At 62.5% G+C, this 21,537-nt stretch carries 33 protein-coding genes and 1 tRNA gene; 20 read left to right on the forward strand and 14 right to left on the reverse strand.

Annotated elements, in window-relative coordinates; all coding sequences use genetic code 11:
- The 5 genes from YU9_RS42015 to YU9_RS0120330 form a co-directional block, all read right to left on the reverse strand.
- Positions 1-222 (reverse strand): helix-turn-helix domain-containing protein (locus tag YU9_RS42015; protein WP_036017669.1); only part of this gene is annotated, 222 nt, incomplete at its 3' end.
- 264 nt (positions 223-486) lie between these two features.
- Complete coding sequence (locus tag YU9_RS0120315) at positions 487-1,350, reverse strand: class I SAM-dependent methyltransferase (protein WP_027574460.1); 864 nt, start codon at positions 1,348-1,350, stop codon at positions 487-489.
- A gap of 158 nt (positions 1,351-1,508) precedes the next feature.
- Complete coding sequence (locus YU9_RS0120320) at positions 1,509-2,435, reverse strand: NmrA family NAD(P)-binding protein (RefSeq protein WP_036017656.1); 927 nt, start codon at positions 2,433-2,435, stop codon at positions 1,509-1,511.
- A 156-nt stretch (positions 2,436-2,591) separates the two neighbouring features.
- Positions 2,592-3,347, reverse strand: coding sequence for an alpha/beta fold hydrolase (locus tag YU9_RS0120325; RefSeq protein ID WP_027574462.1), 756 nt, complete (start codon positions 3,345-3,347; stop codon positions 2,592-2,594).
- Between the two features lie 37 nt (positions 3,348-3,384).
- Entirely contained in the window at positions 3,385-4,278 is an 894-nt protein-coding gene (locus YU9_RS0120330) for an NAD(P)/FAD-dependent oxidoreductase (RefSeq protein WP_027574463.1), read from the reverse strand.
- Between the two features lie 115 nt (positions 4,279-4,393).
- Here YU9_RS0120330 and YU9_RS0120335 point away from each other — a divergent pair, with 115 nt between their 5' ends.
- The 5 genes from YU9_RS0120335 (at position 4,394) to YU9_RS0120355 (ending at position 7,108) form a co-directional block, all read left to right on the forward strand.
- Complete coding sequence (locus YU9_RS0120335; protein WP_027574464.1) at positions 4,394-5,086, forward strand: TetR/AcrR family transcriptional regulator; 693 nt, start codon at positions 4,394-4,396, stop codon at positions 5,084-5,086.
- 223 nt (positions 5,087-5,309) lie between these two features.
- Positions 5,310-6,060 (forward strand): IS5 family transposase gene (locus YU9_RS45960; protein WP_198028275.1). Its coding sequence is split into 2 segments (ribosomal slippage): positions 5,310-5,777 and positions 5,779-6,060, totalling 750 coding nucleotides; the frame shifts between segments, so codons are not numbered across the junction.
- 231 nt (positions 6,061-6,291) lie between these two features.
- Complete coding sequence (locus tag YU9_RS42025) at positions 6,292-6,510, forward strand: hypothetical protein (RefSeq protein ID WP_036017658.1); 219 nt, start codon at positions 6,292-6,294, stop codon at positions 6,508-6,510.
- Between the two features lie 134 nt (positions 6,511-6,644).
- Entirely contained in the window at positions 6,645-6,845 is a 201-nt protein-coding gene (locus YU9_RS0120350; RefSeq protein WP_027574466.1) for a hypothetical protein, read from the forward strand.
- Positions 6,845-7,108, forward strand: coding sequence for a hypothetical protein (locus YU9_RS0120355; RefSeq protein ID WP_027574467.1), 264 nt, complete (start codon positions 6,845-6,847; stop codon positions 7,106-7,108). The genes YU9_RS0120350 and YU9_RS0120355 overlap by 1 nt, the downstream gene beginning before the upstream one ends.
- 144 nt (positions 7,109-7,252) lie before the next feature.
- Here YU9_RS0120355 and YU9_RS47935 read toward each other — a convergent pair whose 3' ends face one another.
- Both YU9_RS47935 and YU9_RS0120365 read right to left on the reverse strand, forming a co-directional pair.
- Positions 7,253-7,405, reverse strand: coding sequence for a hypothetical protein (locus YU9_RS47935; protein ID WP_156952008.1), 153 nt, complete (start codon positions 7,403-7,405; stop codon positions 7,253-7,255).
- Positions 7,406-7,463: 58 nt separating this feature from the next.
- On the reverse strand, positions 7,464-7,655 hold the full coding sequence (locus tag YU9_RS0120365; protein ID WP_027574468.1) for a DUF3072 domain-containing protein: 192 nt from the start codon (positions 7,653-7,655) through the stop codon (positions 7,464-7,466).
- A gap of 99 nt (positions 7,656-7,754) precedes the next feature.
- On the opposite strand from YU9_RS0120365, the gene YU9_RS0120370 reads away from it, so the two are divergent.
- Both YU9_RS0120370 and YU9_RS0120375 read left to right on the forward strand, forming a co-directional pair.
- The gene (locus tag YU9_RS0120370; protein WP_027574469.1) at positions 7,755-7,988 is read left to right on the forward strand and encodes a hypothetical protein; all 234 of its coding nucleotides are present in this window, start codon (positions 7,755-7,757) and stop codon (positions 7,986-7,988) included.
- Entirely contained in the window at positions 7,982-8,209 is a 228-nt protein-coding gene (locus YU9_RS0120375) for a hypothetical protein (protein ID WP_027574470.1), read from the forward strand. Before YU9_RS0120370 ends, YU9_RS0120375 begins: the two co-directional genes overlap by 7 nt.
- Before the next feature lie 281 nt (positions 8,210-8,490).
- On the opposite strand, the gene YU9_RS0120380 is transcribed toward YU9_RS0120375, so the two are convergent.
- Positions 8,491-8,793, reverse strand: coding sequence for a hypothetical protein (locus tag YU9_RS0120380; RefSeq protein WP_027574471.1), 303 nt, complete (start codon positions 8,791-8,793; stop codon positions 8,491-8,493).
- Positions 8,794-9,221: 428 nt separating this feature from the next.
- On the opposite strand from YU9_RS0120380, the gene YU9_RS0120385 reads away from it, so the two are divergent.
- Positions 9,222-9,518 carry an HU family DNA-binding protein gene (locus YU9_RS0120385; RefSeq protein ID WP_008558895.1) on the forward strand — a complete coding sequence of 99 codons (297 nt, stop codon included), beginning with the start codon at positions 9,222-9,224 and terminating at the stop codon, positions 9,516-9,518.
- A 48-nt stretch (positions 9,519-9,566) separates the two neighbouring features.
- Here YU9_RS0120385 and YU9_RS47940 read toward each other — a convergent pair whose 3' ends face one another.
- Positions 9,567-9,743, reverse strand: a complete 177-nt coding sequence (locus tag YU9_RS47940) for a hypothetical protein (RefSeq protein ID WP_156952009.1) — start codon at positions 9,741-9,743, stop codon at positions 9,567-9,569.
- A gap of 276 nt (positions 9,744-10,019) precedes the next feature.
- On the opposite strand from YU9_RS47940, the gene YU9_RS42030 reads away from it, so the two are divergent.
- Positions 10,020-10,334, forward strand: a complete 315-nt coding sequence (locus YU9_RS42030) for a hypothetical protein (RefSeq protein ID WP_036017660.1) — start codon at positions 10,020-10,022, stop codon at positions 10,332-10,334.
- Positions 10,335-10,719: 385 nt separating this feature from the next.
- Positions 10,720-10,917, forward strand: coding sequence for a hypothetical protein (locus YU9_RS0120400; RefSeq protein ID WP_027574472.1), 198 nt, complete (start codon positions 10,720-10,722; stop codon positions 10,915-10,917).
- On the opposite strand, the gene YU9_RS50795 is transcribed toward YU9_RS0120400, so the two are convergent.
- Together YU9_RS50795 and YU9_RS0120410 are read right to left on the reverse strand one after the other, a co-directional pair.
- Positions 10,914-11,039: a hypothetical protein gene (locus tag YU9_RS50795; RefSeq protein WP_036017661.1), complete on the reverse strand. Its 126-nt coding sequence runs from the start codon at positions 11,037-11,039 to the stop codon at positions 10,914-10,916. The two genes, YU9_RS0120400 and YU9_RS50795, sit on opposite strands and share 4 nt — an antisense overlap.
- Positions 11,040-11,122: 83 nt before the next feature.
- Complete coding sequence (locus tag YU9_RS0120410; RefSeq protein WP_027574473.1) at positions 11,123-11,353, reverse strand: hypothetical protein; 231 nt, start codon at positions 11,351-11,353, stop codon at positions 11,123-11,125.
- Positions 11,354-11,649: 296 nt separating this feature from the next.
- On the opposite strand from YU9_RS0120410, the gene YU9_RS0120415 reads away from it, so the two are divergent.
- Positions 11,650-11,934, forward strand: a complete 285-nt coding sequence (locus YU9_RS0120415; RefSeq protein ID WP_027574474.1) for a hypothetical protein — start codon at positions 11,650-11,652, stop codon at positions 11,932-11,934.
- 78 nt (positions 11,935-12,012) lie between these two features.
- Here the strand turns inward: YU9_RS0120415 and YU9_RS49120 are convergent, their stop codons facing one another.
- Entirely contained in the window at positions 12,013-12,177 is a 165-nt protein-coding gene (locus tag YU9_RS49120) for a hypothetical protein (RefSeq protein WP_162832225.1), read from the reverse strand.
- Positions 12,178-12,435: 258 nt separating this feature from the next.
- On the opposite strand from YU9_RS49120, the gene YU9_RS0120425 reads away from it, so the two are divergent.
- The 5 genes from YU9_RS0120425 to YU9_RS0120450 all read left to right on the forward strand — a co-directional run bounded on the left by YU9_RS0120425 (position 12,436) and on the right by YU9_RS0120450 (position 15,820).
- On the forward strand, positions 12,436-13,197 hold the full coding sequence (locus YU9_RS0120425; RefSeq protein WP_027574475.1) for an NAD-dependent protein deacetylase: 762 nt from the start codon (positions 12,436-12,438) through the stop codon (positions 13,195-13,197).
- A gap of 267 nt (positions 13,198-13,464) precedes the next feature.
- The gene (locus YU9_RS0120430; protein ID WP_371259174.1) at positions 13,465-14,058 is read left to right on the forward strand and encodes a cold-shock protein; all 594 of its coding nucleotides are present in this window, start codon (positions 13,465-13,467) and stop codon (positions 14,056-14,058) included.
- 114 nt (positions 14,059-14,172) lie between these two features.
- Positions 14,173-14,658, forward strand: coding sequence for a DUF192 domain-containing protein (locus YU9_RS0120435; protein WP_027574477.1), 486 nt, complete (start codon positions 14,173-14,175; stop codon positions 14,656-14,658).
- A 134-nt stretch (positions 14,659-14,792) separates the two neighbouring features.
- Positions 14,793-14,869 (forward strand) — tRNA-Pro (locus tag YU9_RS0120440).
- 756 nt (positions 14,870-15,625) lie between these two features.
- Positions 15,626-15,820, forward strand: a complete 195-nt coding sequence (locus YU9_RS0120450) for a hypothetical protein (RefSeq protein ID WP_027574478.1) — start codon at positions 15,626-15,628, stop codon at positions 15,818-15,820.
- 12 nt (positions 15,821-15,832) lie between these two features.
- Here the strand turns inward: YU9_RS0120450 and YU9_RS0120455 are convergent, their stop codons facing one another.
- Positions 15,833-17,005 (reverse strand): OpgC domain-containing protein, encoded by a 1,173-nt coding sequence (locus YU9_RS0120455; protein WP_027574479.1) that lies wholly within the window; start codon positions 17,003-17,005, stop codon positions 15,833-15,835.
- A 255-nt stretch (positions 17,006-17,260) separates the two neighbouring features.
- Between YU9_RS0120455 and YU9_RS0120460 the strand changes: the two genes are divergently transcribed.
- The 4 genes from YU9_RS0120460 to YU9_RS0120475 all read left to right on the forward strand — a co-directional run bounded on the left by YU9_RS0120460 (position 17,261) and on the right by YU9_RS0120475 (position 20,442).
- Positions 17,261-17,566: an ETC complex I subunit gene (locus YU9_RS0120460; protein WP_027574480.1), complete on the forward strand. Its 306-nt coding sequence runs from the start codon at positions 17,261-17,263 to the stop codon at positions 17,564-17,566.
- Between the two features lie 204 nt (positions 17,567-17,770).
- Complete coding sequence (locus YU9_RS0120465) at positions 17,771-18,265, forward strand: Lrp/AsnC family transcriptional regulator (RefSeq protein ID WP_027574481.1); 495 nt, start codon at positions 17,771-17,773, stop codon at positions 18,263-18,265.
- 223 nt (positions 18,266-18,488) lie between these two features.
- Positions 18,489-18,788 carry a DUF3551 domain-containing protein gene (locus tag YU9_RS0120470; RefSeq protein WP_027574482.1) on the forward strand — a complete coding sequence of 100 codons (300 nt, stop codon included), beginning with the start codon at positions 18,489-18,491 and terminating at the stop codon, positions 18,786-18,788.
- Between the two features lie 268 nt (positions 18,789-19,056).
- Positions 19,057-20,442: a toll/interleukin-1 receptor domain-containing protein gene (locus YU9_RS0120475; RefSeq protein ID WP_036017662.1), complete on the forward strand. Its 1,386-nt coding sequence runs from the start codon at positions 19,057-19,059 to the stop codon at positions 20,440-20,442.
- A 12-nt stretch (positions 20,443-20,454) separates the two neighbouring features.
- Here YU9_RS0120475 and YU9_RS0120480 read toward each other — a convergent pair whose 3' ends face one another.
- Entirely contained in the window at positions 20,455-21,483 is a 1,029-nt protein-coding gene (locus tag YU9_RS0120480) for an AraC family transcriptional regulator (RefSeq protein WP_027574484.1), read from the reverse strand.
- Positions 21,484-21,537: the final 54 nt, after the last annotated feature.

Below are 21,537 nucleotides of genomic sequence, written 5' to 3' on the forward strand. Positions count from 1 at the left end.
TGCTAGCGGCTTGAGCTTGCGGGGGCCAGGTTTGGGTCCGGGCTTCCGGTTCAAACCGTCCGGCCCATCGGCGTTCCAGGCTTTGATCCAGTCATGAAGAATCTTGCGGGATATCCCAAGCTCGCGGGCCACAGGAAGGACGCCTTCGCCCCGCTCAACCCGCTTGATCGCCTTCAATTTGTAAGTCGTCGGAAACTGACGCTTCTTTCCTGGTCCTGCCACAGGTCATCCTCGAAATGCCTGTCACTGTAATTATCGTGTCTCACTTCAGGGGTGCAGTCCAGTGCACTCAATTGGCATTATGCGCGAAGCGCGGCCCGAAGCCGGACGGCGAGATCCGAAAGTTTAGTGCACAGTCACCGTAATCCCGCATTTAAGGGCGCGTACTCATAAATCGCTTTGCTCCGACACCGCGGATACGCCCTCATCTGATCCCGCTGACCGGCCAAAGGCCACCGAGCGGGGGCGTCTTCCCCTCTTAATCCCTCAGCTTGCCGGATTGCGCGCCGTGACGATCCACGTCGCGCTGTTGATCATCACCGACCGCTCGCCGGGGCGGCCCGCGAAGGCGGCACGAACCGCGGCCGAGGCGCGAGCGCGGATGTCGTCGGGCTGATCGGCGAGCACGCGCGACAGCGGGCCGACCTCGATCGCCATCTTCACCGCGTCGTCGATCGCCGCGTCCCGCGTCGCGCCCTCGCCAAACGGGACAAGAGCATCGAAAGGCGCGATAGCGATATTGGTGAACCCGGCCGCCGTCAGGATCCGACCCACCCGCCTCGGGTCGCCGAACGAGAATGGACCGGGCGCTTCGGGATCGGGCGGCGCCGTCAGCGGGACGATGCTTCTGATCGCGCCCATCGGCTGGCGCATCCAATCGTTCTCGGCCGCGCCGCGCCAACAGACGAATGCGACCCGGCCGCCCGGTTGGAGCGCGTGGCGCATATGGGCGAACGCCCCTGTCGGATCTTCGAAGAACATCACCCCGAAACGCGAGAACAAAATGTCGAACGCCCCCTCGGGCAGCTCGGCGCTGCTCGCGTCGGCCACGCGGAACCGGGCCGGCGTATCCTGTGGCGCAAGCGCGCGCGCTCGGGCGATCAGTGGTTCGGATATGTCCACGCCCAGCACTTGGCCCCCCGCGCCGACGCGGGCGGCCAGAGCCAGGCTCGACGCGCCCGCGCCGCAGCCGACGTCCAGCACGCGCTCACCCGTCGCGGGCGCGGCGGCTTCGATCGCGGCCTGGCCGAACACCGCCAGCCTGGCGTCGAGCCGGGCCTGGTGGGCGACCCAGCGCTCCCCGCTTTGGCCATTCCAGTCGGCGACCCGATCGCCATTGTGCTGTGCCATGACATATCCTTGTTCTGCTTCGTTCTTAACTAAGCGTCCGATGCAAAAGCGCGCATCGTCTCCAGCGGTCCCGCCTCCAGCTACCCGATCACTGGGCGCAGCGGCGACCGCCGGGCACTTCCGAGATGATGCATTTCATCCGGCCTACAAGCGAAAGATTACGGCTTGCGCGCGTCTGCCTTCAGAAAGTCGTTCTGATGCGCGCGCACGAAGTCCTCGATCGACATCGGCGGCACACCAGTCAGCAGGTCCACATCGCCCGAGGATCGGTCGTATCGGCCGTCCCGGTGCAGCAGTGCCATCGACTCCAAGTGCGCGACCACGTGTGCGGATGCGCCAATGGATCGCAGGCTCTCCAGCCAGGGCTCCAACGGAATGTTCTTGTAGGTGATTGGACGCCCCAGGACTCTTGTGAAATCTTCGGCGACCTCGCGAAGCGTCTCCGCACGGGGACCGGTCAGCTCGTATACCTTTCCAAGGTGAGACTCGGGATTGGCCAACACCTCTGTCACGCACCGCGCAACATCGTGGGCGGCGATTGGCGACGTCTTTCCCTCTCCGAAGGGCAACATCAGCACGTCCTGAGCGGTGACCGTCGGAACGGCAAATCGCCAGAAGAACGCGTCCATGAAGGCGGTCGGACGCATCGTGACCACCGGCAAGCCGCTCCACTGCAAGACCTGTTCGGCCAGCCAGTGCTGTTTGTGCTGCGGGCTGCGCGCGGTCTCGCGGATGCTCATCTCCGAGACCGTCATCTGCGACATGTTGACGAATGCTTCGACGCCATGGTGTCGGGCAACCACCGCCACGTTCGTCGTAGCCTCGAGATACTTCTCGTTGACCGACATGCTGAAGTACAGGCGCTTGCAGCCATCCACGGCGCGGTGCACCGCGTCCAGGTCGAACAGATCTCCGACGATCACCTCGGCACCAAGTGCCCTCAGCGATTCCGCCCGGCCGTCATCCTGGCGGACCATGGCGCGCACCTTCAGCCCGCGCTCCAGCAGAGACTTCGTCACGCTCGGTCCGATCGCGCCAACTTGGCCAGCGGCACCGGTGACAAGGATGGGATGGGAGTGTTTCATGTCAAGGTTTCCGCGAGACCGATACCGGCGCTCCCGCCCGTGACGAGAATGGTGTGACCGGACAACTTCACTGGCGACTCCTAGAATTGGTGTTGAATTGATTGACGGGGCTGTTCGAGGCCGATCACCTGGGATCGAGCGAGCGCTCGGCGCGACTCACGATGCCACCATGTCGGCGTGAATCGCCTCGACGACCGCCGCGGGGTGGGTCAGTGGGATCATGTGTGCAGCCCCCGGGACAACGACCGTGCGAGCGTCGAACGCTTCCGCGAGCAGACGGCTCACCGACCGCGGAGCGGCCGACGTTCGCTCTCCGACGAGCACCGAGGTCGGCACCGCGGTCGAGGTGAGCTCGGCGAGCGTGGTCCGATCGGCTGCGCTGGCGGTCATATCGAGCCGCAGCCGCGGTGTGAGCCCTGCAACTAGCGCACGGCCCTTCTCGCCCAGCGCGTTCCACGCGCCGGCGCCGCTCCAGTGCTCCACCAACAGGCAGGCGGCCGCATCGTGATCCGGGAGCGCGCGCATGAACCGATCGCAGAGGGTCTGCACCTCGCGCAGGGCGTCTTCCTCCCCGGGCACGCGCAGCACGCTGACGACCACAGGATCGACCAACGTGAGCCGCGCCACGCGAGACCCGACGGCCAGCCGCAGGTGAAGTCCGAAAAAGGCCCCGATCGAGTGGGTGACGAGGTGGAACGCGCCGACGCCCTGCATGTCCAGCCAGCCGCGCAGGTGGGCCATCTCGTCCTTTAGCTGCCACGCCTTGCTCGGTGTCGGCGACCGTCCGTAGCCGAGCATGTCGGGTGCCAACACCCTGGCGCCGTGCGCCTCCAGACCCGTGCGGACCGCGGCCCAGGAGTGGGAGCCGGTGGCGGAGCCATGGAGGAGCACAAGGGGGAGGTCGTCCGTCATCGGAGATCCTAACTTCGGGAGGAGGGAATCTGTGCTCTCAAACCAGCATCGACTGCTGGGCGAAGATGCCCGCCATCGCGCCCTGCGATGATGCCTGGGTGACCGAGGGCAAGAAGGGCGTGGTGAGGTCGCCGGCGGCGTAGATGCCGGGCATGTTGGTTTGGCGGCGCTCGTCCACCTTGAGGACGATGCCGACGGGCGTTTCCACCGTGGCGAGGCCCAGTGATTCATGCAGGCTTGCGGATGGCTTGTTGCGCGGATGGGCGAACAGGATGTCGACCGCGACATTGCGGCCGGTATCGAGATTGACGCTGGCGATATGGCCCTTGTGATGGGCGATCTCGACGATCAGGCCATCGACGACAGGTATCTTGCGGCGCGCCAGATCGGCCTGGATATCGGGCGGAATGTCGTGACCATCGGCGAAGAGCGTCAACTTGTCGGTCCAATCGAGGAACAGCCTGACCTGATTGTGCGACTGCGGGCCGGACCAGACGAGGCCCCAATGCTGGCCGGCGACTTCAAAGCCGTCGCAATAGGGGCAGGGGACGATGGACGTGCCCCAGCTTTCGGCAAAGCCCGGAACATCAGGCATCTGGTCGGCCACGCCATAGCTCAGGATCAGACGACGCGCCCCAAGGCTTTCGCCATCGCCAGTGATGACGTTGAAATCGTCGATGGCGCCGGAGACACTTTCGGCCCGGGCACTCACCAGCCTGATCGCGGGATAACGCGCCAGCTGCTGCCGCGCCTCGGCCAGGATGTCCAGCGGCGGCTTGTGATCGTGGCCGAGCAGGCCGTGCGAGTGGCCGGCGAAGCGGTTGCGTGGCAGGCCGGTATCGAGAACGGTGACCTTGCGGCGGGCACGGCCGAGTTGCAGGGCGGCGGCGAGGCCGGCGAAGCTGCCGCCGATGATGATCACGTCATCCATGGTGATGGGCTCCGGATGGAGGACAGGTCGAAACCTACCCGTTGGCTTGCACAATTCGGATACTTCATGGTATCGTAATTCAAGAATTAGGATACTGTCAAGTACTGGAATTGTCGTGACCGAAAACAGCCAGGGCCGGCGTGGCCGGCCCGCCAACGAAGCGCTTGGCCAAACGATCGTCGACGCCGCGAGCGAACTCTTTGTGGAATTGGGTTTTCAAGCAACGACGTTGGACAAGGTCGCCCAGCGGGCGAAGATATCCAAGCTCAGCATCTATCGGCACTTCGAGAGCAAGGAGGCGCTGTTCAGCGCGGCCATCGCGGCCGGCTGCCATCAGTTGTTTGCACCACAGGCGCTTCTTGAAGGCGTCGACGGTTCGGTCGAAGATCAGCTCATGGCGGTGGGATCATCACTGCTTCGCACGCTGTTGAGATCAGACGTCCGCAGTGTCGAAGCCATGGTCATGGCCGACAAGACGAGTCAAAAGTCGTTAAGCAAGCTCCATTACGAAGCCGGCCCCGCCCATGTCATCGGCCAAATCGAGGCCTTGTTGCGTCAGCTGCACGCGAAGGCGCTTCTGAACGTGCCCGACCCTCTCCGGTCCGCCCGCTTGTTTGCCGCGCTTTTCAAAGGATCCGATCTCCTGATGATCGCACGCTTCGATGAGGCGAGAGCAGAGGACGACAACGAAATCGAATCCTATTGCCGGTCGGCCGTCGCCATGTTCATCGCCGCGCACGGTGGCAACGACCAAGTGGGCGGAGATTTGCCTGCCCAAAGTCAAAAACAAAACTTGAATCGTGCGTGACCGCGTCGGCCAGCAGATCAAGGGAGGCCAGCCGATCATGAAAATCGACGAGTCGGCCACACGGTCCGACTAACGTCCGCCTTGGGTCATTTTCGAAGATTTGAGCGGGGGTCGTCGTGTAGCTGATGTCCGCTTTGACCTGAAAGCGCCAAACCATCGCCAGCCAAAAGGTTGCGTTTGGCCGGACGCTCATGATTCAACTCGCATATTTGGGGCTCGAATCATGCGCTACGAACTTGCCGATTGTGAATGGGTTGCCATCAAGCCGATGTTGCCGAACAAGCCGCGTGGCGTTCCTCGGGTAAACGACCGACGTGTCCTCAATGGCATCTTCTGGGTCTTGCGATCCGGGGCACCTTGGCGTGATCTGCCCGAAGCGTTTGGCCCATACACCACTTGCTACAACCGGTTCGTCCGCTGGCGGCGGGCTGGTGTCTGGGGCCGCATCATCGACGCGCTCGCCGCTGCCCATGATGCCGCTGTCCAGATGATCGACACCTCCATTGTCCGGGTGCATCAGCATGGAGCCTGCATCACACGAAACCAGCGCCAGTCGATGGGGAGATCACGCGGCGGCTTGACGAGCAAAATTCATGCGGTGGTCGATAGCAATGGTCTGCCGGTACGGCTGGCGCTGAGCCCCGGCGAGGCACATGACGTTCGACTCGCCGGAAAACTGCTGTCTCGACTGGAAATCCGGGTCGATGCTGCTTGCGGATCGTGGCTATGATGCCGACTGGATCAGAGAGCTTGCCATGAAGAAGGGCGCGTGGGCCAACATTCCACCGAAAAGCAATCGCAGCGATCCGATCTGCTTCAGTCCCTATCTCTACCGCGCTCGCAACCAGGTCGAGCGGTTCTTCAACAGAATCAAACAATGTCGTCGGGTGGCAACGCGCTACGACAGGCTCGCCGCTAACTACCCTGCCTTCGTACAGCTTGCATCGATCAGGGTATGGCTGGCTGCGCGTTAATGAATCCACGTCCTAGTGCACTGACCGTAATCCGGCGACACGGCCTGTTGCGGGCCAAAAGCGTCGTGCTAGTCGCCGGCTAGTCACTTCCAGTCTGCTCTCGTATGTGGATGGATTTTGGGAGCCTTCCTGGCCGCGCGGGGTTGATCCTTTGGGCGGTCCATCGCGTACCACCGCATTTCCATGTGTGCTATTTGTTGGATCGCAAAATGGTAGCAGGAAAAGCAGATCATGACAGACGATCAGGTCAATCTCGTCGTTCAGCACCTTTGCGAGCAATTGCACTTGGCGCTCCGATTGAAGGGCAGCGAGGCACATCCACCAAATGCCAAGGATATCGGATTTGATGCTGCCTCTGTAAGAACTGTACTGCTGACCGGGTTGCGGTCGGCGGGTGTCACGATCCATGATGAGGCGCCCGGAGCGAGCGAAGAGCCGCCGTGGTCCTAAAAGCTCGTAGGATGGGTAGAGCACTTGCGAAACCCATCATGTTTCGTCACGCAACAAGGCTCTCGATGGGTTTCGCTTCGCTCTACCCATCCTACGAGCTTGAACCCGGCTAGAGGCGAGGGCGACCAAACGCCATGGCCGCATTCCTTGCAGAACTCCTGTTCGATCTCGTCAGAGCCCTCGTGGGCAGCTGGCTGAGACACGCTGCGGTGGCCATCTGTGCATGGCTCGATACCAAGATTCACGGCCGCACTGCACGCATTGTCGTCGGCCTCCTTCTCGGGATCGCCGCCTTTTTCCTCATTCCTGTTATCTCCGGCCTGCTGGGTCTTTGATGCTCTCCGTGAGGACGCACCTCGTCATCGCATTGGCCATCGGGGCGCTCATCTCGACGGTGCTCCTTGTCCTGGAGCCGCTGACCGACTTCGCGTTTCTTTGGCTTGAGTGGCCGGGCATCACCGCAGCGTATTCTTTCCGGGGAGCGGTCGGAGGATCCACCTTCCTCGGCATCGCCATTTCCTGGGTCGTGAATGCACTGACCTACGGTCTGGGCGCTTTCGTCATTCTCAGCGTCTTTAAGGTGCTGAGGGAAGCATGAAGCGCTGGCTTCAAATGATGGAAAGATTGCGAGGGTTGCTGTGCTTCGCGGCACTGCGGGCAGATTGGCTGGGCCTTGATAACAGCCGATGCCGGAGCGTTTGTTTGATCATGCACGGCCAACTCCGCCGACCGTGCCCACTCATCACGCCGTCTCCTCGTCGCCCTTGGCGACGATCTCGACCTCGAAATAGCCCAGGTCGCGGAGCTCGGCGGCCTTCTTCTCGGCCGCTTCCCGGGTCTCTCGTTTCAAGATGATCTGGCCCGCTCCGTCGCGGGCACAAACGAAATAAGGCATTCTCGATTCCCAATTTCGTTTGCATACGCACGGAGCCGGGTTCCTGCAATCGGACGGCTCACTCCTCCAGCCCGGCCTTTTGCCGCATCTTGTCGATCAGCTCCGAGGCCTCGGCCTTGGTCAGCTCCTCCTTGGGCAGGTCCTGGTGCGCCTGCTCGGCCAAGGTCTTGAGGTAGGATTCCTGGGCTCCGGTCATCGGGTCGTCGCCGGATACCCAGTCCTTCGGGTCCTTCTGGGTGTTGTCGGCCACTGCACATCTCCTTTTTCGTCTTCCGTACAACGTCGGACTCGACTCGTCGTTCCGTTTTTGTTCTCATGGGGCATATCTAGAAATTCGCGAGGCCGAACAATGCCGGACCTGGACTTTCTCAGGCGGGAGATCGAACGGATGCGCATGCAAATCGGCAGGCAGCGGAAGGAGATCCTCCAGCTGCAGCGGGCGGGTGTCGGGACGGCTTCGGCCGAAGCGCTACTGTCGCGGATGGAGGCGAAGGTCGAAAGTCTCTGCGCCCAGCGTGACGCGCTGAAAGGCGCGGAGCCGCATCACAACCAGGGCAGGGTGCTCGGCGGGAGGACATGGTGAGCAGGCGATGGTTCGACGATGAGAGGGATCTGTCGCCCTTCCTGACCGCGCTCGAGGACGTTCGCCGCAAGGCGACGCGGGAAGGGTGGTGCTATGCCCACGTCCAGGCCATCATCGTGGCCATCGATCAGTATGCGGAGGCCGCGACAGGCAACCGCGAGTATTTCCTGAACAAGCCGGTTTCGATCGGAGATAGCCGGAAGGCCGCGGAGATTCCGTGAGGGGCTATGCCCTCGTATCGTTGCTCGTGCATCGAGGCCTATTGACATCTCCTGTCGGGGAGCAGGGCAATCGCATCTGGTCTTTTGAAGACCTGAGCGCACGCCTCGTCCTTCGAGACGACCGCTTCGCGGTCCCTCAGGATGAGGCTAAACGGCGTCGGCGTCCGCCAAAGCAGCGGCCACACACTCCGCTCTTATCCTGAGGGCCCGTCGGGGCGAAGTGAACCACGCGCCGCTCTGCTGCGGAGTGGCGAGGCCGACAAAGCAAGACTTGCAGGAGACTAGGCCGCAATCCGTTGATCGACAGGGACCGTCAGGAACTTGAGCGCTTCTGCATGTGCAAGATCGGGAACTGCGATCGCCGTGTGGCTGTACATCGCATGCGTCCGCGATTTCGCAATCCTGTCCAGGATCTCGCTGCCTTTGATGACGTGGAGGCCCATACCCTCTTCAGTGGGGAAGATCGCCAGCACCACGTCGTAAGCCGCGATCACGGCTCTGAGCGCTTCGGCCTTGTCTTCGGCGACGTCGACAAAAATACGAACATCAGCTGCGAGTTCACGCAGCTCGTTAAAATCCAGCACTGTGAGGATACTCCAACGCAACGAACCTGATGGGAGCTTGGCGGCGTTAGGTTACTGAAGTGTCAACAACACCCTTAGGAGCCACAGGTTTCACGCGGAGGTGACGCGGCGGGTGGGATCAACTGGAGTCTCGAACAGCGAAAATCCCGCCCTGGGGGAAGCGGGGTTCTCTGGTGGGGTGAAGCTTAGGGACTTCAATCATAAGACGCGTCAGCAGCCGAATGGTTCAAAAAAAGAAAGTGGGCATGTCCGGCGGCATCGTTCACAGCAGGCCGGTCATCCCTGAGAACCCGTGCTTGCGTTTTCGGCCTCGATGGGTTCTAAGCCCGATCACTTCATGACTTCTGGCATGAATCAGCAGCGTGCCCCGCGGTCCGGCCGCATCCCCAGCAGGAATTGCGCGCGCCCCCATTCAGAGGAATTCAGACATGGCGAAGATGACGAAGACCCAATTGATCGATGCAATTGCCGAGGGCACGCAGCTTTCGAAGAACGACGTGAAGTCGGTGATCGAGTACATGGCGACGGTCGGTTACAAGGAGCTCAACGAGTCCGGCGAGTTCGTCATTCCCGGCTTCGTGAAAATGTCGGTGGTGAACAAGCCGGCGACCGAAGCCCGCATGGGCATCAATCCCTTCACCAAGGAGCCGATGCAGTTTGCGGCGAAGCCCGCGAGCAAATCGGTCAAGGCCTCGCCGTTGAAGGTGGCGAAGGACGCGGTCTGAGCCGCCGGCGATGTCGTTGCGGCGGGCTCTCTTGCGACGGCGCAACGATCAATGGCTGAAGAAAAGGTGGTGCTCGGCGATGGCGATGCCGAACACCGCCACGACGATCAGGACAAGCCACAGCGCGCGCCGCTCGCTCTGTCCGGGCGCGCCCTGCGGCTTCCCGCAAGCCGGGCAGACCGAAAGACCGATCGAGATTTCGTTCTCGCAGAACTCGCAGATCATTAGCGGCTCGATGACGCATTTCGCGGTGCGGGCTTCTGTCGCGCCAAACGGCTGCGCTGCACGGTCGCCGGCCCGCTGAATTTCGGACGGTCAATGCGGAAGGCGAGGCCTCGTTCCGTCGCCGCAATCCCGCTTATCAAAATCACCGGCTTCGCAAAGAAAAACCCCGCGCTTTCGCGCGAGGCTCTTCTGACTGACGGCGTTGGAATTTCAGCGCCTGGCCGTCAGCGATACACGTAACTTAAAGTTGAAATTCCAAAAAGCAACAGCGCCGCGATGACGGAGTATGTTCGTCAGGCGGCGCTGCCGTGTGACTGGGCGCTGAAATCCCCAGCTTCCATGGGTCCTTGCCGCGCCGAAAAGGTTCAGCACGAAATCTCTCCCGAGGGGCTGGACTTTTTGTTCTCCTTTTGTTCTAGTATTGAGCCGCCTTTGGTGGACCATTGGGAGGTGCTCATGACCGTCGAAAAGCAACGCGAAGTGATCAGGCTGTGGAACGAGCTCAGGAAGCTCGAGGGTCCTGCCGCAGAAGAGCTCCGCATCCAGATCCTTGAATGCTTCTCCAAGGACAAGCCGAAGCGGGCGGCTTGATCTATCGGCAACGCGCAAGCGGGCTCGTTCTGACGACTCGCGCTTGCTTGTCGCCGCAGAGTTTGCTCGCGATGAGTCCTGCCGCCGACGGTGTGAGGGGCGCGCGCTTTCATCGATCGTTAGGAATCGCTCCGCACTGAATTTTGCGACTTCGATTCGTTCTTCGAGAACGAAATGGAGTCGAAGCTGGAACAAAGCCGATCGGTCTTGCACCGCTCCTTGCGGCAGAGGTGCCGCCTCTGGTGTGCCTAACGATAGCTTGCACCAATGCCGATGACCCTATCCAGTTAGGTTAAAAGCCCAATCGCGTTGCGCTTGCTGCGGGTTGGGGTAGGTGTCCGGCAAAGACAAGCAAGAAACGACTTCGCCAAGAAGCAGTTTTGCCATTATGCCGTTTTCAGAGCCGTCCTTTTTCCAAGGCGACCGGAACACCTACCGGCGCGTCGCCGTCGTCGGCACGCTGTTCTGTCTCGCTTTCGTAGTGATCAGCTTCTCGCTGCGGCCGCAGGCCGAGGACACGCGCGTTGCAGTCAAGGCCGACCGGCTGGTGCGCACGGCAGGCCAAGCGGCGCGCGCCAATTAGCGCTCGTCGCGGTAGCCGCGATCGTCGGCCGGCGCGTGCGCGCAGGCGGCGCCGCGCGAGGCGAGCGCCACGAAGCCGGCATAGCCGGCCAGGTTGAGCAAGACTTCGAGCCAGACGGGCATGGCGGACCTCTTTCCTTGCGCTCGGCGTGAGAAAGGACTCAACGTCCGCGCGTAATCCCGGTTCCATGCTCCTGCAAAGAAACTCAAACGGGAGAGGAGGGATCGAGCCGGCGGCCGAGGGCCGCGACGGATTCGCTCGACGGCTGCTCCTTCAGGAACTCGGCGATGGCTTGCGCCAGCTCGCGGTCGCTCATCGGCGTCGGCGGCGGGCGCAGCGTGCCGACACCGAAGCTGCGGACGATCTCGTCGTAATGCCGATCGTCGGATCTGGGAACCAATTTGCGGATACGGGCCAGCAAAGCGGATAACGGCAAACCTTCCTCCTCGATCGTCCGCCCCGCTGGCAGCAATTATGGTCTGCTGCCATTTGCTCCCGTGAAACTAAAACCCCGCCAGCATCGCGGAGATGCTGACGGGGCTTCGGTGCTGTTGCCTCTACCGGATGGCGGAGGCTCTCGCACTTGACGAGTTAATCCGCGTCCGCCGATTTTGTTCCCGCTGCATCGATATTTTTGAATCGACTTTTTTTGAGCGCGGTCGGTTCCTGCCGATTGCGCAACCATCGCAGGTGCCGGCGGTTATCTCTCCGCAAGACGCGAAGGAGGACATCATGAAGAAGACACTGGCAGTCCTGGCCACCATCGCGGCCGTCGGCGTGGCGGCAGTCGCGGCGCCTGCGCCGGCCGAGGCGCGCGGCCGCGGAATCGGCCCGGGCCTCGCGTTCGGCCTTGCCGCCGGCGCGATCACCGCCGGCGCGGTCGCAGCCTCCCACCCCTATGGCTATTACGGTCCCGGCTACGGCTATTATGACGGCCCGAGCTATTATTACGGACCGGGTCCGTACGCCTATTACGGTGGGCCGTACTACCGCCGCCACTACTATCGCCATTGGTAGTCGCCAACAGCGAAAAGCCCGGAGCGAGGCTCCGGGCTTTTTTCATTGGCATGCTTCGCGCTTGCTTGCGCGATGATCCTACGGCCAGAGCGATGGCCGCTCGACCTTGCGGGCGTTCTCCAGCGTCGAGACGAAATATTCTTCGCGCTCGCGCTTGAACTTTTCCTGCGTGGCACGGAAGGCGGCGACACGGGCGGCGATCTCGTCGCGCTCACGCGCCTTGCGTTCCTCGTCTTCGGTCATGTCAAATCCCCTCTACACCTGAGTATGTGCACATCTGAACCCAAGCGCTGCCGCCGCAATCACGTTGAGTCGCGTCAACACATCCATTGGTGCTCCTGAATGGGGCGTCAATGGGGAGGAGGAGGAGGCATTGCAGGATTGTGATAAGCCAAGGCCGGGAAAAATTGCCGAGCGCGTTGCGTTCGCGCTTGATAAGAGCGTCAACGATCTTGCCGCTTGCGCATGTTGCTGTCAGGCAAAACGAGTCGGGAGGCGTGATTGATCGCATCGGATCTTCGGAGCGGCGTCGAGCGCCTCGGCGACCTGATCGCCGAGGCCAGGGCCATCGTACCGTTCACCGGCGCCGGCATCTCGACCGAGTGCGGCATTCCCGACTTCCGCTCGCCGGGTGGAATTTGGACGCGCAACCGTCCGATCCCGTTCGACGAGTTCGTTGCGAGCCAGGAGGCGCGGGACGAATCCTGGCGCCGGCGCTTTGCGATGGAGGAGGTCTTTGCTGCGGCGAAGCCCGGCCGCGGCCATCGCGCCCTGGCCTCGCTCTACCGCGCCGGCAAGGTTCCCGCCGTCATCACCCAGAACATCGACAATCTGCACCAGGCCTCGGGTTTTGCGCCCGAACACGTGATTGAACTTCATGGAAATACTACTTATGCGCGCTGCATCGGATGCGGGCAGTCATATCAGCTCGACTGGGTGAAGCGCCGTTTCGAGGACAATGGCGCGGCGCCCAACTGCACCACCTGCGACGAGCCGGTGAAAACCGCCACGATCTCCTTCGGCCAAATGATGCCGGACGACGAGATGCAGCGCGCGACCGCGCTGTCGCAAGCCTGCGATCTCTTCATCGCGATCGGTTCCTCGCTCGTGGTCTGGCCGGCCGCGGGCTTTCCGGTGATGGCCAAGCGCGCCGGTGCACGTCTTGTGATCATCAATCGCGAGCCGACGGATCAGGACGACATCGCCGACCTCGTCATCCACCACGACATCGGCGAGACTCTCGGGCCCTTTGTCGGCAATTGAGGCATCAATTTGATTCGCGGCTGTGCAAGCTGTTCATAGGTTCCGGCGAATCTCTTTTTTGTCTATGCGCCGCAACCGGGAGTGTTATCTTTTGAGTCGAAAGATTCGCGTCGCGTCGAATTGAGAACAATCTCTTAAGACGCGTGATTCGAGCGCCGCCAATGTGGCGGGTAGCATGGCAGTGTGAGGTCCGGGGTTATGGGGTCGTCGGACGGATTTGAGTCCAAGAAGCTTGGAATTCCCGGACAGGGCACTTCGCCCGGGCGAATGACGCCGGGCGAACATGGCGGCGCCGGCCGCGAGGGCGCGCTCAGTCCATTCAGCGGGCTTGGCGAGACCGGCGCCAACCTCGTCGAGGTCCATGGCGTCATCAAATGGTTCGACGCCTCCAAAGGCTACGGCTTCATCGTTCCCGACAATGGCTGGCCGGACGTCCTGCTGCACGTTACCGTGCTTAGACGCGATGGCTTCCAGACGGCTTATGAGGGTGCCCGCGTCGTCGTCGAATGCATCCAGCGCGCCAAGGGTTACCAGGCCTTTCGCGTCGTCTCGATGGACGAGTCGACCGCGATCCATCCGGCGCAGATGCTGCCGCCGCGCACCCATGTCACGGTCACGCCGACCAGCGGGCTGGAACGGGCCCAGGTCAAATGGTTCAACCGGCTGCGCGGCTTCGGTTTCCTGACCTGCGGCGAGGGTACGCCCGACATTTTCGTGCACATGGAGACGCTGCGCCGCTTCGGCATGACCGAGCTCAGGCCGGGCCAGTATGTCCTGGTGCGCTTCGGACCCGGCTCCAAGGGCATGATGGCGGCCGAGATCCATCCCGAGACCGGATCGCCGGGATTGCAGTCGCATTAAAGACTTCAGTTCCCGCGATCGTGAGCAGAGGCGTGCCGGCCCGCCGGCGCGCCTCTTTCTTTTCCGGCGGCCGCCGCGTAAGGACTGGCCCAGTCCCACGCCTCGAGAACCCCCATGAACTTTGATCGAAAGGCCGTCTGGTCCGCTCTGAAGGGCTGGCTTGCCGCCATCCTCGTCATCGCCGGCTGGGCCGTCGCGAGCGCGCCTGTCGGCGCCGCCAGCTTTCAGCCGCTCGAGATCGTCACCAAGAACGGCGTGCAGGTGTTCTCGGTGGAAATGGCAACGACCGAGGAGGAGAAGCAGACCGGCCTGATGTACCGCAAGGAACTGGCCGACGGCAAAGGCATGCTGTTCGACTTCAATCCCGAGCAGGAGGTGTCGATGTGGATGAAGAACACTTACGTTTCGCTCGACATGATCTTCATCCGCGCCGATGGCCGCATCCTGCGGATCGCGGAGAATACGGAGCCCTTGTCGACGAAGATCATCTCGTCCCGGGGGCCCGCCCGGGCCGTGCTGGAGGTGGTGGCGGGAACGGCGCAGAAGTACGGTATCCGCCCCGGTGACCGCGTCGGCCACCCCCTGTTCGGCAGCAAATAGGACGGGCGGACCCGCGCGATTGCCGCCCTTGCCGGCGTTTGGGAAGCTTGCTGGCGGCTTTGGAAGCTTGCTGGCGGCTTTGGAAGCTTGCTGGCGCCTTGGGAAGCGTGTATCGACGGGGCTCGCCGGACATTCGGGGTATAGCGCAGCCTGGTAGCGCGGCAGTTTTGGGTACTGCAGGTCGTTGGTTCGAATCCAGCTGCCCCGACCAGTCCCGAGGTTGAGCGCCGCTTCCGATTCCCGGGGGCGCTCGTCCCGGAGGCGCTGGTCCCCCGCGGCCGAGGGATGTCGCGTCCAGCCGCCCGTTTCGCGCGGCATCAGCAAAGCTCCATCGAACCTTCTGCGCGGCGCCATCGACACATGTGTGTTGGGGATTTCAGCGCCCAATGTCTAAACGGACGCCGCCAAGCGATGATACTCCGCTTGCGCGGCGTTGCGCTTTTCAGGCCGCGCTGGTCAGCTCGATGCGTGCCAGCCCGGCGGAAACGGGACGAACGACCAGACCGCCTGGTTGTCGTTGGCGGCTTGCGGCGGCTCTTGTGACGGCGTTCTCACGATCGGCGCGGGCGGCAACATTCGGAGCGCGAGGCACAGACGTGCACATTGCAGTTTCATTATTGTTGTCCCCCGCAAACCAATTGTTTCCAAACGTCCGATTGCTTGCAAAGTTCAGTCTAGAAATCACCGTGCGCCGAAACAGCGCGCTCGTTCTCAAATCACATGCATTCTAGAAAACCCGGCGCTGGCTTTCAACCGATCGCGCCGACCCAAGAAGTAAGGTTGATCGGTTAGGTTAAAGGCGAGCGGTTGTTGCGGCCCTCTGGGTGGCTGTTATCAGGTCGGTCCCGGCTCGCGATGGGCTGCCTTTCATCTGCACAGATCATGGTGCGTCGCGGCGCGCGTGTCAGTCGAGTTCTGCGTCAGCGAGTTCTGCGTCAGCGAGTTCTGCCCCAGCGAGTTCTGCCCTATGTCTCTTGATCGCAACCTCAAGACCGTCGGCCCGCAGTCGAGCTGGACCGAGATCTGGCACCTCTGGACAGTGATCGTGCCGCGCCGCTCCATCAACGGGCAGTTCGTGGTCGGCAAGGTCTGGCGTCGCCACGACGGTCGCGACTGGATCTACAAGAAATTCACCGAGTTCGACGGCGGAGAGGCGGCGTAGCTGCCGCCTGTCTCAGGCCGCCTTCGCCTCTGCAGCCGGCTTTGCCGGTGGCGGCTTCAGCGGCTTGTCCTGCTTCTTCGACCACGAGATGTAATAGGCCACGGTCGTCATGATCGCGATGCCGGCGACGCTGACGAAGATCTGCGCGAGCAGCGAGCCCGAGCTCATCGACAGCTCGAAATGGCCGACGAAGGACAGGAACACGCCGACGCAGAACACGGCGAGCGACTGCTGGCCACAGACGATCAAGGGATCGAACACCCTCCACTCCAGCCCCGGCCACTCCTTCGGCACGAAGCGGATCACCAGGATCACGATCACGACGAAGTGGAGGAAGCGGTAAGGCGCAAGATTGGTCTTGTCATTGGGATTGAAGGCCGAGAACAGCCATTCGGGGAACATGCCGCCGAAGGCGGGGAAGCGGCCGGCCATGGTCATGATCAGCGCGAACAGGAGATAGCCGAGGCAGACCCACAGGGTGATCGGCGAATTGATCAGCGTCATCGAGCGCCGGGCCCCGCCCATGGCGCACCAGGCGCCGAACACGAACAGCACCTGCCAGCAATAGGGGTTGAAGTACCACTGGCCGGCCGGATAGGCGTTCAGATTCCAGCCGAAGTGGCGCGCGGCGAGCCACAGCACGATCGACAGCGCCATCGTCAAATCGGGCTTGCGCAGCATGAACCACAGCACCGGCGGAAACAGGCCCATCAGCACGATGTACAGCGGCAGCACGTCGAGATTGAGCGGCTTGAAGCGCAGGAACAGGCCCTGGCGCAACGTCTCGGTGGCATTGTCGACGAGGCCGGCGACGTTGAACTCGTTGATCATCTCGGAATCGCCGAAGCGCAGCGCCAGATAGCTGATCGAGGCGATGTAGATCACGAACAGGATGATGTGGGCGACATACAGCTGCCAGACCCGCTTGGTCAGCCGCGTGGCGCCGACGATGAAGCCGCGCTCCAGCATCATCCGCGCATAGACGAAGGAGGCGGTATAGCCGGAGATGAAGACGAACAGATCGGCCGCGTCGGAAAAGCCGTAGTTGCGGGTCGTGATCCAGTTCACGACGTTGTCGGGGATATGGTCGAGAAAGATCGCCCAGTTCGCGACACCGCGAAACAGGTCGAGCCTGAGGTCACGGCCCTTTTCGGGGAGCGTGGCGTTGATGTTCAGGAAGGCCATGCGACGGGGGCTCTCGAAGAGGACGAAGACGCCGATATCGGCGAGACGGTGCCGCCGGGCGGGACGCCGGCGCGGGAGGCGGGTACGCAATTGTCACGGTGCAGCATAATGACTATACCGTTGGTGAGGGTGCCGGGGAGCCGGAATCACCGATCAGTTCCCAATCGGTGTCTCTATACTATCCCCGAGATTTCCAACAACTGCCACCGTGACGCATCGAAATCGAACGAAAAGACGAAGAGGCCCGGACCAGCCATGACCGCACGCATTTTCAAGCCCGCCAAGAACGCGATGCAATCCGGCCGGTCCAAGACCAAGGAATGGCAGCTTGACTACGAGCCGGAGCTGCCGCGCTCGGTCGAGCCGCTGATGGGCTGGACGTCGTCGAGCGACATGAAGCAGCAGATCACGCTGCGCTTCCACAGCAAGGAAGAGGCGGTCGCCTATTGCGAGCGCAAGGGCATCGCCTACCAGGTGATCGAGCCGCAGGATTCGATCCGTCGGCCCGCCGCCTATGCCGACAATTTCTCGTTCCGCCGCGGCGAGCCCTGGACGCATTGAGGCTCGGCAAACTCTATCGTTGTGTCATGCCCGGGCTTGTCCCGGGTATCCACGTTTCGGCGGCAGCATGAAGAACGTGGACGGCCGGGACGAGCCCGGCCATGACGGCGGGAGGGGCTAGTCGCCCGAACCCAAGAACCCTTGGCAGCCATTTCCCCCCGTGCTTCGCTGTCTCGCATGACACGACCATGACGAGGGCAGGCTATGGCGGGGCGTGACCAGCTCGACGGCGTCGACCTGAAGATACTATCCGAACTGCAGCAGGACGGGCGCGTGCGCAACAACGAGCTGGCGCTGCGCGTCGGGGTGTCCGCGCCGAACTGCCTGCGGCGGCTGAAGTCGCTGTTCAGCCGCGGCGTGATCCGGGCGGTGCGCGCCGTCATCGACGAGCGACGGCTCGGTTTTGAAGTGGTGTCGTTCGTCTCGATCCAGCTCGGCAGTCAGGCCCAGCCGGTGCTGGAGGCGTTCGAGAGCTCGATCGCCGCGATCCCGCGCATCCAGCAATGCTGGCGGATTTCGGGCGACACCGACTATCTCCTCAAATGCGTGGCGCCGAGTGTCGAGAGCATGCGCCAGCAGCTCCTGCATTTCGCCGCGATGCCGAACGTAAAGAACGTCCGCAGCTTCCCCGTGCTGGGCGTCGCAAAGGACGTGCCGCTGCCATTGCAGGAGGTCGCCGCGGCGGCGCCGGCGGGGTAGGATCCGAACATTCCCGTACTGACAAATCGGTATTTCACGCAATCCGAATTATAAATACATGAGTCAATCACCTAACTGTGACATGTGATTTGCGAAGTCCTGCAATGCGCGGGGCCGTGATTGTCGGTTCCCTGGGCCCCGCCTAGATGCCAGGTGTGGCCCTCAGCGTGCCTGGCAACGCCGAGGACTATCTTGTGGGACCCTGAAGCAGGAAAAAGACACCATGACATCGATTTCGAGGACGTTCGTCGCATCCACTGCGGCGCTGTTTGCATCTGCGTTTCTCATGATGACCGCGCCGGCTGCGCAGGCGGAGGAATACTGCATCACCAACGGCGCCCAGGCGGCGCATGGCTGCGGCTATCCGACGATGGAAGCCTGCCGCCAGGCCGCCGGCGGCATCGGCGGCACCTGCTCGCAGACCGGTGGCGCGAAGACCAATAACGACGCATTCGCCCTCCAGCCGAAGCAGACCCAGTCGCGCGGCAAGCTTCGCCCGGGCGGCCAGACCAACTCCAACTGACGCCTGAATTCGAGACCGGTTTTGAGGTTTTGCGGCCTCCGAGGTTTATCTCGGGGGCCGTAAATTCATGAGAGGCGCGCGACATCGCGTGCCGCATGTCTCATCGCAAGCCTCAGCCCCTGGCGATACCTAAGGGTCGGTACGCCGGCCCCAAATTTAGACGTAGCCGTGTGAACTGCCTCACAGAGTGGCGATCCGCGCGGGTCCATGCTTTCCAGAGGTCGCCCGAATTGTAGACGGGCCGGATTGAACCCTGGGGAAGCGCGTCATGGCTCCCAACCCGATTTTCATCAGCCACCGGTCTGAATACGGCCGGATAGCCCGTGCGATGAAGAAAGTCATTGAAACCGCTTCGCACGGACAAATCGATGTCTTCATTTCGGAGGACATCCCGCGCGGCAACGAATGGCGGCCCTCGATCGAGCATCATCTTCGTACAGCGCAAAGCCTGTTTCTGCTTTACGGTGCGCCCTATGAGGACTGGTCCTGGTGCTTTTATGAAGCCGGATATTTTGCCGCCGTAAAGCCGGCAGCCAGCGATCGCCGGATCTTCTGCCTGATCCGCCCGAACGTGAACCCGCCGGGTCCGCTCAGTCACCTGCAGATGCTGACGAGCAAGGATCAACTCATCAGGGAGTTGATCGGCATTTTCGAGAGGAACGCCATCGACGTAGATGCCAACGAGTTGCGCGGGCTGGTCGGCAAGCTAGAAAGCGGCCTGTTCAGCGAGATTCGCGAATTCGACGGCTATCCGCGCGTGCATTTCGTGGCATCCGATGCCGAACTCGCCCATGGGGAGATTCCACCCGCGGCCCAGTTCACCGGCGACGACAGCGTGCTCGGCGATCTCTTCACCATCCAGGCGCCGTCCGTACCCTGGTGCAAGGTCCAGAGGCTGGCGAATACGGAAACTGGAAGGCAGAACTTCGTCTACAAATGGCTCGAGGAAACCGCGCAGATACTGCTTGCGGCGCGCGAGAACCAGTTCGTTGCGCCGCAGGCCGTGCTGATCGGGCGCGGCGGCCGGCGCTACCGGACCTTGCTGCACCGGGCTCGTGTCCAGGGTGATGGCGATTACCGCTGCGAATTCCTGGCGATCGAGGAGGTCGGCGGGCCGCTGACCGGATTGTCGAGCAAGCAGCTCTCGCTATTGACGGCCATCCGCATGGGCTACCGGTTCAGGTCCGAGATCATCCAGAAATTCCCTGCCGATTTCGACGCGCAATCGTCCGACGAGCGCGAGCGCCGGATCCAGCAGATACCGCGCGTGATCGAGGATCTCACGGTTGAATCGCGGACACGCGGCAATATCAGCACTGAGGACTTTCTGGCGGCATTCGATGACCTCGAAAGCGAGAAGATGTCGCGTCTATTGGACTACTGGCCGATCCTGGCCCGCGAGATGTACAAATCGCTGGGGCTCTCGAGCGATGGAAAAACCATCATTCGGCCGGGCCTTGTCGGTTCGGACGTCGAACGTTACCGCACGGTTCTCAAGGCCATGCGGCTGCTCAACATCGAGTTCCTGTCGCGGAGCTGCGCGCGCGTCGCACAGATGATGAAGCGATCCGAGCAGGAATTGACCGACAACGCCAAGGCGCTCGAAGATGCCGTCAAGGCGCTGACCGGTCCGGATATCAAGACGGCGGCGTGACGCCTGCGCGGCTCACCGATACCGGCCGCGGAAATCGCGCGGGCTTGTGCCGGTCCAGCTGCGGAAGGCGCGCGAGAAGCTCTTCTCGTTGCGGAAGCCGGCGATCTCCGCGATGCGCTTGATCGGGATGCGGCCGCGCATCAGCTCCTGTTTTGCCAGTTCGAATTTTGCTTCTTCCTTGAGATCGCGCAGCGAGGTGGACTCCTCGCGCAGGCGGCGATGCATGGTGCGGGTGGAGAGCGCGAGCTCGCTCGCGACGTCCTCGGCACCGAGGACCCGCCCGCGCGCATTGCGCAGCACGCGGCGGACGCGCTCGACCAGCAGCCGGTCGCGCCGATAGGGCAGCACGGTCAGCCGGAGCGCGCCCTTGAGCATGTTGTCGAGATCGGCGGCGCTGCGGGTCAGCGGCAGCGAGAGATAGTGCTTGTCGAAGACGAGGGCCGCGCGATCTGCATCGAAGCGGACGGTCCGGCAAAAGATGGTCGGATAGACCGACACGTGGCCGGGCTCCGGGTAGGGGAACCCAGCCGCGCGGAGCGCGATCTGGGAATCGACAGCCCAGCACGAGAAGCCGAGCACGTAGCGGAACAGGGTGACGAGGCAAAACTCGCGGAAGGGCCCAAGATCGCGCAGCTCACGGATCGAAATGACGGCGGTCTCCTCGCCAACCTCGAGATCGAGCAGCACATCCTCGGTGACCAGGCGGTGATGCCGGCACCAGCGCTTGAGTGCGACCTCCAGCGTTGGTGCGGTGATCGAGGCCCGGCACAGCATGCCATAGGTGCCCCATGGCAGCCGGCGCGAGAACCAGCCCAGCGCCTCATCGTCGAGCTCGCGCATGGCATGGCCCGCCAGCGCCTCGAACTGGGCCGCGGTGACCCTCCCATCCGGGGAGTTGACCAGCTCCGGCGCGACCTGGCCCCGGCTCAGCGCCGCCGCGGGATCGCGGCCGTATCGCTCATAAGCGGCGACCACGCCGCGGACGAAGGCGGCGGGGGTCACGGCGCGGCGCGGCATTGCGGTGGCGGCTTGAAAAGGCATCGGAACTCCCTTGGAAAATCCTCGCCAAGTTTGGCAGAAAATGCAACCTTTTCG

Source organism: Bradyrhizobium sp. WSM1743 (assembly GCF_000473065.1).
Taxonomy (GTDB): Bacteria; Pseudomonadota; Alphaproteobacteria; order Rhizobiales; family Xanthobacteraceae; genus Bradyrhizobium.

What these genes read in the sequence shown, in the direction of transcription:
- YU9_RS49120 (WP_162832225.1), bottom strand. Translation starts at nt 12,177, where the DNA reads ATGACCGAAGACGAGGAACGCAAGGCGCGTGAGCGCGACGAGATCGCC.
- YU9_RS0120330 (WP_027574463.1), bottom strand. Translation starts at nt 4,278, where the DNA reads ATGGATGACGTGATCATCATCGGCGGCAGCTTCGCCGGCCTCGCCGCC.
- YU9_RS0120320 (WP_036017656.1), bottom strand. Translation starts at nt 2,435, where the DNA reads ATGAAACACTCCCATCCCATCCTTGTCACCGGTGCCGCTGGCCAAGTT.
- YU9_RS0120350 (WP_027574466.1), top strand. Translation starts at nt 6,645, where the DNA reads ATGGCCGCATTCCTTGCAGAACTCCTGTTCGATCTCGTCAGAGCCCTC.
- YU9_RS0120470 (WP_027574482.1), top strand. Translation starts at nt 18,489, where the DNA reads ATGACATCGATTTCGAGGACGTTCGTCGCATCCACTGCGGCGCTGTTT.
- YU9_RS42025 (WP_036017658.1), top strand. Translation starts at nt 6,292, where the DNA reads ATGACAGACGATCAGGTCAATCTCGTCGTTCAGCACCTTTGCGAGCAA.
- YU9_RS0120375 (WP_027574470.1), top strand. Translation starts at nt 7,982, where the DNA reads ATGGTGAGCAGGCGATGGTTCGACGATGAGAGGGATCTGTCGCCCTTC.
- YU9_RS0120415 (WP_027574474.1), top strand. Translation starts at nt 11,650, where the DNA reads ATGAAGAAGACACTGGCAGTCCTGGCCACCATCGCGGCCGTCGGCGTG.
- YU9_RS0120370 (WP_027574469.1), top strand. Translation starts at nt 7,755, where the DNA reads ATGCCGGACCTGGACTTTCTCAGGCGGGAGATCGAACGGATGCGCATG.
- YU9_RS0120430 (WP_371259174.1), top strand. Translation starts at nt 13,465, where the DNA reads ATGACGCCGGGCGAACATGGCGGCGCCGGCCGCGAGGGCGCGCTCAGT.
- YU9_RS0120385 (WP_008558895.1), top strand. Translation starts at nt 9,222, where the DNA reads ATGGCGAAGATGACGAAGACCCAATTGATCGATGCAATTGCCGAGGGC.
- YU9_RS50795 (WP_036017661.1), bottom strand. Translation starts at nt 11,039, where the DNA reads ATGCCCGTCTGGCTCGAAGTCTTGCTCAACCTGGCCGGCTATGCCGGC.
- YU9_RS0120325 (WP_027574462.1), bottom strand. Translation starts at nt 3,347, where the DNA reads ATGACGGACGACCTCCCCCTTGTGCTCCTCCATGGCTCCGCCACCGGC.
- YU9_RS0120465 (WP_027574481.1), top strand. Translation starts at nt 17,771, where the DNA reads ATGGCGGGGCGTGACCAGCTCGACGGCGTCGACCTGAAGATACTATCC.
- YU9_RS47940 (WP_156952009.1), bottom strand. Translation starts at nt 9,743, where the DNA reads ATGATCTGCGAGTTCTGCGAGAACGAAATCTCGATCGGTCTTTCGGTC.
- YU9_RS0120475 (WP_036017662.1), top strand. Translation starts at nt 19,057, where the DNA reads ATGGCTCCCAACCCGATTTTCATCAGCCACCGGTCTGAATACGGCCGG.
- YU9_RS0120480 (WP_027574484.1), bottom strand. Translation starts at nt 21,483, where the DNA reads ATGCCTTTTCAAGCCGCCACCGCAATGCCGCGCCGCGCCGTGACCCCC.
- YU9_RS0120450 (WP_027574478.1), top strand. Translation starts at nt 15,626, where the DNA reads ATGTCTCTTGATCGCAACCTCAAGACCGTCGGCCCGCAGTCGAGCTGG.
- YU9_RS0120435 (WP_027574477.1), top strand. Translation starts at nt 14,173, where the DNA reads ATGAACTTTGATCGAAAGGCCGTCTGGTCCGCTCTGAAGGGCTGGCTT.
- YU9_RS0120355 (WP_027574467.1), top strand. Translation starts at nt 6,845, where the DNA reads ATGCTCTCCGTGAGGACGCACCTCGTCATCGCATTGGCCATCGGGGCG.
- YU9_RS47935 (WP_156952008.1), bottom strand. Translation starts at nt 7,405, where the DNA reads ATGCCTTATTTCGTTTGTGCCCGCGACGGAGCGGGCCAGATCATCTTG.
- YU9_RS42030 (WP_036017660.1), top strand. Translation starts at nt 10,020, where the DNA reads ATGACGGAGTATGTTCGTCAGGCGGCGCTGCCGTGTGACTGGGCGCTG.
- YU9_RS0120455 (WP_027574479.1), bottom strand. Translation starts at nt 17,005, where the DNA reads ATGGCCTTCCTGAACATCAACGCCACGCTCCCCGAAAAGGGCCGTGAC.
- YU9_RS0120460 (WP_027574480.1), top strand. Translation starts at nt 17,261, where the DNA reads ATGACCGCACGCATTTTCAAGCCCGCCAAGAACGCGATGCAATCCGGC.
- YU9_RS0120315 (WP_027574460.1), bottom strand. Translation starts at nt 1,350, where the DNA reads ATGGCACAGCACAATGGCGATCGGGTCGCCGACTGGAATGGCCAAAGC.